The following is an 8,751-nucleotide window of genomic DNA, read 5'->3' on the forward strand; positions in this document are numbered from 1 at the left end:
GACTCTTGCACCTGAACGCCCCCGCTCGCCGCCCCTATGAACGTTCGGCGCGCAAGGTTCAACGTTCGCGCATCGGTCGCGCACCGAAGCTGACCAGGCTCTCCGCGCCATCCGCCGCTACGGCAGAAACGCCGACGAAGCTGTCGTCGACGATGATGCCCTTCAGCACGGTGCCGGTCTCGCTGCCCGCGACATCGACATGGTTGGTCCAGGCGGCGCTGTCCGCCGGGCGCCACCAGACGCGGTATTTGGCCGCACCCGGCACGGCGGGCCACTTCACCGTCGTGTCGGTAGCCAGCGCACCGCTGAGGATCACCGGCTCCGGTGCGGCGGGCGCGCTCGCGAGACGACGCAGAGTCGCGACGTTGAGCGCGGTCACCTTCGCCAGATAGGGAAAGTCCATGCGGTCGACCGTGTCGCCGTACGCCTTGCCACCCTCGGTGCGCAGGTCCTGGTGCTGGGCATCGTAATTCTCGACGCCGACCGAGAAGCGCACTGCCGGATAGCCCAGGGCGAGGAACGGCGAATGGTCCCCGCCGCGCCCGAAGCGGTCCGGGCGACGGACCATCAACACCTTGAGCCCCGCAGGATCGGTCGCCGCCACGCCGCGGATCGCCTTGGCGAGTGCGCGGCTGGGGCCGTCATCCTCGCCGCCATCGGCACGGCGGGCTTTGGTTTCGGCCAGCGTCTCCGAATCGCGCGCGCCTTCGGAGAAGACCCGCACCCGGTCTGCCACGCGGCGCCCGTCCTGGCCGATCGTATTGCCGACGATATCGTTGTTGAGCACCGCCGAGACGATCCAGCCCCGCTCCCTGGCGGTTTCGGCAAGCAGCTGGCCGCCGAACAAGCCCTGTTCCTCGCCCGAAAGTGCCGCGTAGACGATGGTCGCCTTGAACTTGTGCTTCGAGAGCAGCCGCGCCGATTCGAGCACCAGCGCCACGCCCGAGGCATCGTCATTTGCGCCGGGGGCATCGGCGGTGGCGTTCATCACGTCGGTCACGCGGCTGTCGATATGGCCCATCACGATGACCACACGATTCGGCTCGCTGCCTCGCTGGATGCCGAGCACGTCAACGATCCGCACCCCGTTCGGTGCACGCGCGCCCTTGAACTCGCGCGCGACCTCGCTGGTCTCGATGCAGCCACCGCAGGCGGCGCCGATCTTCGACAACTCAGCCCCGAACCAGCGCCGCGCCGCGCCGATGCCGCGGGTGGGGTGGTCAGGATCGGACAGCGTGTGGCGCGTGCCGAAGCTGACCAGCTTCTCCACGCTCGCCTTCAGCCGCTGCGGATCGGGCCGGTCCTGCGCGGCGGCGGGAGTGGCGGCGGGCGTGGCGACAAGGGCGAGGGGCAAAAGAGCGAGGATGCGCATGGGCTTATGCTGACGCGCTCGGCCGCCCGGGTCAATCAGCTCAGCCGGTCGATCGCGTCCATGTCCAGCGAACCCGGAATGATCATCACCGGCACGGTGAGCTTGCCCGCATCCGCGCCGGTGAAGTGGGCGACCAGTTTGCCCGGTGCCCCGCTCGGCGCGGCCCCCAGCACCAGGGCGGCGATGTCGCCATTCGCCGCCAGCATCTCGCGCACCACCTTCGGGCCGTCGCCTTCGCGCACGGTGATCGAAGGGCTCAGCCCGGATTCGGCGAACAGCGTGCCCGCCGCGCGCATCACCAGCGCCTCGGCGCGTTCGCGCGCTTCCTCCTCGATCGTCGCCATCACGCCGCCCCATTGCACGAATTCGGGCGGGGGGATCAGCGCCAGGATTTCGACATTGCCGCCCGTCTTCGTCGCCCGCCGCGCGGCAAAGCGCAACGCGATCTCGGCCTCGGGCGAATCGTCGATCACCACCAGATAGGTGCGCATGGGGAGCTTCCTTGCAATCCTGCGTTCAGTGGACCGGCGCGGCCCCGCGCGCAAGAGCGGGGCTTGACCCTAGGGACGGCGGCGGCAAAGGAGAAGCCAGCCACCCCAGGACCAAACGACGGGAACCTTCATGGGAATCGAAATCAAGATGCCGGCACTTTCTCCCACCATGGAGGAAGGCACGCTTGCCAAGTGGCTCGTCAAGGAAGGCGACACGGTGAAATCCGGCGACCTGCTTGCCGAGATCGAAACCGACAAGGCGACGATGGAATTCGAAGCGGTCGACGAAGGCGTGATCGGGAAGATCCTGGTCGCCGAAGGGACCGATAACGTAAAGGTCGGTACCGTGATCGCGGTGATCGCCGGCGAAGGCGAGGACGTCTCGTCCGCCACCGCCGCCCCCGCGCCGAGCCCGACCCCTGCACCTGCGCCGGCCCCGGCTGCCAGCGCGCCCACGCCGACTCCGACCCCCGCCCCGGCAGCGCAGCCTGCCGCCGCGTCGGGTTCGCGCGTCAAGGCGAGCCCGCTCGCCCGCCGCATCGCCGCCGACAAGGGCGTTGACCTCGCCGGCGTGACCGGCTCGGGCCCGAACGGCCGCATCGTCAAGGCCGACGTCGAAGGCGCCAAGCCGGGTGCCGCTCCGGCCGCCCAGCCCGCCGCCGCCGCGCCGACGCCGACCGCCGCGCCTTCGGCTGCGCCCGCCGCTGCCGAGACCAAGGCGGTCTGGTTCGACGACTCGATCCCGCACGAGGAAGAGAAGCTCTCGAACATCCGCAAGACGATCGCGCGTCGCCTCACCGAGTCGAAGCAGACCGTTCCGCACATCTACCTCACGGTCGACATCCGCCTCGACGCGCTGCTCAAGCTGCGCGGTGAGCTCAACAAGGCGCTCGAAGCCCGCGGCGTGAAGCTGTCGGTCAATGATCTGCTGATCAAGGCGCTGGGCGTGGCACTTGCCCGCACGCCGAAGTGCAACGTCACCTTCACCGGCGACAAGCTGATCAAGTACAGTCGCGCCGACGTGTCGGTCGCGGTGTCGACGCCGACCGGCCTGATCACCCCGATCGTCAAGGACGCGGCGAACAAGAGCGTCTCGGCGATCGCGACCGAGATGAAGGACCTCGCCGCCCGCGCCCGCGAGGGCAAGCTGCAGCCGCACGAATATCAGGGCGGCACCGCCAGCCTGTCCAACATGGGCATGTACGGCATCAAGCAGTTCGAGGCGGTGATCAATCCGCCGCAGGGCATGATCATGGCGATCGGCGCGGGTGAGAAGCGCCCGTACATCATCGACGACGCGCTGGGCGTGGCGACGGTGATGAGCGCCACGGGCAGCTTCGACCACCGCGCCATCGACGGTGCCGACGGGGCCGAGATGATGAAGATCTTCAAGGAACTCGTCGAAGCCCCGATGGGCATGATCGCCTGATCGGAGCCGGGCGGTGCGCGTATTGATCGAGATTCTCCACATCGTCGCGGGCTTGCTCGCGGCGGTGGTGATCGCGTCGCTTGCCGCCTGGTCGTACCGCCGCGCCACCCACGACATCTGGCTGGTCGCCTATGTCGTGATGGTGGCGGTGGTGGCGATGGGCATCGGCCCCTTACGCCGTGCCTATGCGGAAGACCGCGCCCGCTTGCACGGCAGCCAGGAGGCTCGGGATGATTGATCAACAGGGCGGCCCGCCCGATCGCCAGCCGGCGATCCGGGTGACGACGATGCCGGCCGATACCAACCCGTATGGCGACATCTTCGGCGGCTGGCTGATGAGCCAGATGGACATGGCGGCGGGGCTCTTCGCCTCGCGCTATTCGCGCGGCCGCGCGGTGACGGTGGCGGTGGAGGGGATGAAGTTCCACTCCCCCGTCGCGGTCGGCGACGAGGTCTCGGTCTATGCCGAGCTGGTCAAGGTCGGCCGCACCTCCATGACGATCGAGATCCAGGCCTGGCGGCGCGGCCGACATGTCGAGGAAAGCTGCCTGGTCACGCAGGCGCAGTTCGTGTTCGTCGCGGTCGACGAGAACAAGCGCCCGCGGCCGGTGGAACAGATCGCGTAACGACCGTGCGGAACTACGGCGTGCGATGCAATTCGCCGGTTCCGCACTATTTTCTCCCCAGCCCTCCCCTGAAAGCGGGGAGGGAGCAGAAGGAAGCAAGTCTTGGCTGAATCCTACGACGTCCTCGTTCTCGGCTCGGGCCCCGGCGGCTATGTCGCGGCGATCCGGGCGGCCCAGCTGGGCCTGAAGACCGCCATCGTCGAGCGCGAGCTGCTCGGCGGCATCTGCCTCAACTGGGGCTGCATCCCCACCAAGGCGCTGCTGCGCTCGGCGGAAATCTTCCACTATATGCAGCACGCCAAGGACTACGGCCTGATCGCCAACCAGATCAGCGCCGATCTGGACGCGGTGGTGAAGCGCTCGCGCGGCGTCGCCAAGCAGCTCAATCAGGGCGTCACGCACCTGATGAAGAAGAACAAGATCGCGGTGCACATGGGCACCGGCGTGCTGACCGCCAAGGGCAAGCTGACCGTCACCGCCGCGGACGGCAAGAAGACCGAGCTGGAAGCGAAGAACATCATCGTCGCCACCGGCGCCCGCGCCCGCGACCTGCCCTTCGCCAAGGCCGACGGCAAGCGCATCTGGACCTATCGCCACGCGATGACCCCCACCGAGATGCCGACCAAGCTGCTGGTCATCGGCTCGGGCGCGATCGGCGTGGAGTTCGCCAGCTTCTACAACGACATGGGCGCCAAGGTGACGATCGTCGAAATGCTCGACCGGATCGTGCCGGTGGAAGACAAGGACGTCTCCGCCCACCTCGAAAAGGCGTTCAAGAAGCAGGGGATGACCATCCTCACCCAGACCGGCGTCGAGAAGCTCGACGTGACGGCGACCGGCGTCAAGGCGTCGATCAAGGACAAGGACGGCAAGGTCACCGTCGAGGAGTTCAGCCACGTCATCGTCGCGATCGGCATCGTCCCGAACACCGAGAATATCGGCCTCGAGACGCTGGGCGTGAAGACCGAGCGCGGCCATATCGTCACCGACGGCGCCTGCCGCACCAATGTCGAGGGCCTGTGGGCGATCGGCGACGTGACCGCGCCGCCCTGGCTCGCGCACAAGGCCAGCCATGAGGGTGTGATCGCGGTGGAAGCGATCAACGGCGGCCACCCGCACGCGATGGACCCGCGCAACATCCCGGGCTGCACCTATTGCCACCCGCAGATCGCCAGCGTCGGCCTCACCGAAGCCAAGGCCAAGGAAGCCGGCTACGAAGTCAAGGTCGGCAACTTCCCGTTCATCGGCAACGGCAAGGCGATCGCGCTCGGCGAGCCGGAAGGCTTTGTGAAGACGGTGTTCGATGCCAAGACCGGCGAGCTGCTCGGCGCCCACATGATCGGCGCGGAAGTGACCGAGATGATCCAGGGCTACACGATCGGCAAGACCGGCGAGCTGACCGAGGCGGAGCTGATGGAAACGGTGTTCCCGCACCCGACGATCAGCGAGACGATGCACGAGGCCGTGCTCGGCGCCTATGGCAAGGCCCTGCACATCTGATCGGAAGAAGGCAGGGAGCTGCTTCCCCGCCCCATAACCTGCGGCAGATGCCGCGCGGCGGCAGGCGGAGCGTTCCGCCTGCCGCTTTCGCGTGCGGCGGTGCTGGTCTAGACCCGTGTTCCTGCCCCTCCGAAGCCCACAGGTCGCCTCCGCCCGATGTCCAGCAGCTTCTCGCGTTCCTCCTACGGCACTTCCCGGCGCGGGCGCGCGCTCGGCCGTACGCCGATCGGAACGCGGCGCAAGGCCGTCTCCGCGCTGATCGTCGCCGCATTGTTGGCGGGCATCAGCATCGCCTTCTTCTGGCCGGGGGTCGCCAGCTATGACAGCGTCGTCCAGTATCAGCAGGTGCTGCGCGGCGCATATGACGACTGGCACCCGCCCGCCATGGCCCGGCTCTGGGCCGTGGCGCATGGGCTGGGGTGGCGCGGCCAGGCGCCGCTGTTCGTCCTCCAGATGCTGCTGTACTGGAGCGGCCTCGCGCTGTTCGCCGGCGCACTGGCCCGGCGGGGACAGGCGATCGCAGCGCTGTTCGTGCTACTGCTCGGCATCTGGCCGCCGCTGCTCGGCTGGCAGATCGCGGTGCTCAAGGACGCGCAGATGGCCGGTGCGCTGGTCGCCGCGGCCGGTCTGGCGAGCTGGTGGCGGCTCGACGGGCGCCGGCTGCCTCTCTGGGCCACGGCGCTGGTGCTGCTGCTGCTCGGCTATGCGACGCTCGTGCGGTTCAACGCCGCCTTCGCCACCGTGCCGCTCGCCTTCGGCCTGCTCGGCGGCTTGCGCTGGGACCGGCCGCTGTTCCACGCCTCGCTGGTGCTGGCGACGACCGCCGCGGCGATCGGCCTGCTGACTCCGATCAACCAGCGCCTGCTGGAGGCCAAGCCGAGCGGGGTCGAACGGTCGCTGCCGCTGTTCGATCTGGCCGGCATCGCGCACCGCGCCGGGCCGGAGGCCGTCCCGCTGGTCCCCGCCCGGCTGTGGCGCCGGGCCGAAGCCAAGGGGTGCCTCACGCCGATCCTGTGGGACCCGATCGGCGACGAGGCCGCCTGCGGCTACATCGTCGATACGATGCAGCGCGCTGCGCCGGGAGCGAAACTGCGAAACGCCTGGCTGCAGGGGATCGTCACCCATCCGCTCGCCTATGCCGGGCATCGCATCGCCCATTGGAACAGCGAGATGCGGGCGTGGATGCCCGCGACGATGCCGGGCACCGGCCCGCTCGCCCGTTCCGAGCCCAACACGCTGGGGCTGAGCTCGCCGGACAAGCGGATCAACGGGTTCCAGAAGGCGGGCTACACGCTGGCGAGCGGGGTCGCGGGCGCGCCGATCCTGTGGTTCGCGGCGGCGCTGGGCGTGCTGTTCTGCACCTGGCCGGCGCGCGACGGCGCGGGCGGCGTGGCCGTGACGCTGACCCTGTCGGCGATCCTGACCGAGCTAGCGTTCGGCGTAGTCGGCGTCGCCTCCGACTATCGCTACCATTGCTGGGCGATGCTCGCGTCGGGGCTGGCGCTGCTCGCCGCCACCGGCACCCGCGTATCGCCGCGTCGCGCGCTGGTCGCTACGCTGGGCGTGGCGGTGGTGGCGGCGGTGCTGTTCTACGCCCGCACGACCCTGCCGCCCGCCCTGCCGCCGGTGTGAACTTCTCCTATTTTGTCGGAGTAGAATCCATGGCATTAATCCCCTGAGAAAATCTCAGGGAGGATGTCCATGCTTCGAAAGACACTGCTCGCGGGAGCGGCGCTGCTGCTCGCGCCCCTGCCGGCCCTCGCCCAGGACGGATCCAACAGCATCATCGTGGGCCTCGCCGCGGCCAAGTCCGGGCCGACGATCGACCGCCACATCTTCGGCCAGTTCGCCGAGCATCTCGGCAGCGGCATCTATGGCGGCATCTGGGTGGGCAAGGAGTCGCCGATCCCCAACACCCGCGGCATCCGCAAGGACGTGGTCGCCGCCCTGCGCGCGATCAAGGTGCCGGTGGTGCGCTGGCCGGGCGGCTGCTTCGCCGACGAATATCACTGGCGCGACGGCATCGGCCCGCAGGAAAAGCGCCGCAGCAGCGTGAACACCAACTGGGGCGGCGCGGGCGAACCCAATAGCTTCGGCACCGACGAGTTCATGGACTTTGCCGACCAGGTGGGGGCCGAGGCCTATATCTCGGTCAATGTCGGCTCGGGCACGATCCAGGAGGCGGCCGACTGGCTCGCCTATATGACCGCCGATCCCTCCAGCACCGCCGGCAAGGAGCGCGCCGCCAACGGCCATGTCGCGCCCTACAAGGTGAAGTGGCTGGGTCTCGGCAACGAAAGCTGGGGCTGCGGTGGTTCGATGCGGCCGGACCATTATGTCGACCTGATGAAGCGCTTCGCCCGCTTCACCCACAATCTCGATCCCAAGCAGGGCGAGAAGGGCCCCGAGCCGATGCAGCGCATCGCGGTCGGCCCCAACGACGGCGATACCACCTATACCGAGGCGGTGATGGCGGCGTGGAAGGGCCATGACTGGGCGTGGAACATCGAGGGCCTGTCGATGCACGCCTATACCACCGGCGGCTGGCCGCCCTCCATGCCCAGCGTCGGCTTCGACGAGACCGGCTATGCCAGGCTGGTCAAGGCGGCGCTCGCGATGGACGGGATGATCGCCAAGCACTCGGCGATCATGGACAAGTACGATCCCGAGAAGAAGGTGCCGCTGGTCATCGACGAATGGGGCGTGTGGCTGGCGCCGCTGCCGGGATCGAACCCGGGCTTCCTCACCCAGCAGAACTCGCTGCGCGACGCGATCATCGCCGCGCTGCACTTCAACATCTTCGCGCGCCATGCGGACCGGGTGAAGATGACCAACATCGCCCAGATGATCAACGTGCTCCAGGCGATGATCCTCACCGACAAGGAGAAGATGGTCCTCACCCCGACCTACCATGTCTTCCGCATGTACGTGCCCTTCCAGGACGCGCAGGCGGTGCCGGTCTCCTTTGACGCGGGCACCTACACCCAGGGCGACGTGACCCTGCCGCGCGTCGACGCGATCGCCGCGCGGGGCAAGGACGGCAAATTGTGGCTGGCGGTGACCAACCTCGATGCGGGCAAGCCGGCGCGGTTCGACGTGAAGTTGGCCGGGCTGACGGCGAAGACCGCCAAGGGCGAAGTGCTGACCGCCGCGAAGGTCGATGCGGTCAACAGCTTCGAAGCACCGAACGCGGTGGTCCCCAAGCCGATCAGCGGCAAGGTCGCCAAGGGCGCGGTGACCCTGGAGCTGCCGGCCAAGTCGGTCGCAGTGGTCGAAATCGGAGGCTGATAGATCCTCCCCGGCACGGGGAGGGGGACCATGCGCAGCATGGTG

Annotated in this window: 8 protein-coding genes; 6 read left to right on the plus strand and 2 right to left on the minus strand. The window is 68.3% G+C overall.

Annotation, left to right across the window (positions count from 1 at the left end):
- Positions 1-58 precede the first annotated feature (58 nt).
- Entirely contained in the window at positions 59-1,372 is a 1,314-nt protein-coding gene (locus tag KK7_RS0107560; RefSeq protein ID WP_010544038.1) for a M28 family metallopeptidase, read from the minus strand.
- A 35-nt stretch (positions 1,373-1,407) separates the two neighbouring features.
- Positions 1,408-1,863, minus strand: coding sequence for a universal stress protein (locus KK7_RS0107565; protein ID WP_010544039.1), 456 nt, complete (start codon positions 1,861-1,863; stop codon positions 1,408-1,410).
- A 130-nt stretch (positions 1,864-1,993) separates the two neighbouring features.
- On the opposite strand from KK7_RS0107565, the gene KK7_RS0107570 reads away from it, so the two are divergent.
- The 6 genes from KK7_RS0107570 to KK7_RS0107595 all read left to right on the plus strand — a co-directional run bounded on the left by KK7_RS0107570 (position 1,994) and on the right by KK7_RS0107595 (position 8,706).
- Positions 1,994-3,292: a pyruvate dehydrogenase complex dihydrolipoamide acetyltransferase gene (locus KK7_RS0107570; RefSeq protein ID WP_010544040.1), complete on the plus strand. Its 1,299-nt coding sequence runs from the start codon at positions 1,994-1,996 to the stop codon at positions 3,290-3,292.
- Between the two features lie 13 nt (positions 3,293-3,305).
- Positions 3,306-3,530, plus strand: a complete 225-nt coding sequence (locus KK7_RS0107575; protein ID WP_029623025.1) for a hypothetical protein — start codon at positions 3,306-3,308, stop codon at positions 3,528-3,530.
- Positions 3,523-3,918 carry an acyl-CoA thioesterase gene (locus tag KK7_RS0107580; protein WP_010544042.1) on the plus strand — a complete coding sequence of 132 codons (396 nt, stop codon included), beginning with the start codon at positions 3,523-3,525 and terminating at the stop codon, positions 3,916-3,918. The genes KK7_RS0107575 and KK7_RS0107580 overlap by 8 nt, the downstream gene beginning before the upstream one ends.
- Before the next feature lie 102 nt (positions 3,919-4,020).
- The gene (lpdA, locus tag KK7_RS0107585) at positions 4,021-5,418 is read left to right on the plus strand and encodes a dihydrolipoyl dehydrogenase (RefSeq protein ID WP_010544043.1); all 1,398 of its coding nucleotides are present in this window, start codon (positions 4,021-4,023) and stop codon (positions 5,416-5,418) included.
- Between the two features lie 156 nt (positions 5,419-5,574).
- A complete protein-coding gene (locus KK7_RS0107590; protein ID WP_010544044.1) occupies positions 5,575-7,050 on the plus strand; it encodes a hypothetical protein in 1,476 nt (491 codons plus the stop codon).
- Between the two features lie 69 nt (positions 7,051-7,119).
- Complete coding sequence (locus KK7_RS0107595) at positions 7,120-8,706, plus strand: alpha-N-arabinofuranosidase (protein WP_010544045.1); 1,587 nt, start codon at positions 7,120-7,122, stop codon at positions 8,704-8,706.
- Positions 8,707-8,751 lie beyond the last annotated feature (45 nt).

The organism is Sphingomonas elodea ATCC 31461, from assembly GCF_000226955.1.
Classification (GTDB): domain Bacteria; phylum Pseudomonadota; class Alphaproteobacteria; order Sphingomonadales; family Sphingomonadaceae; genus Sphingomonas; species Sphingomonas elodea.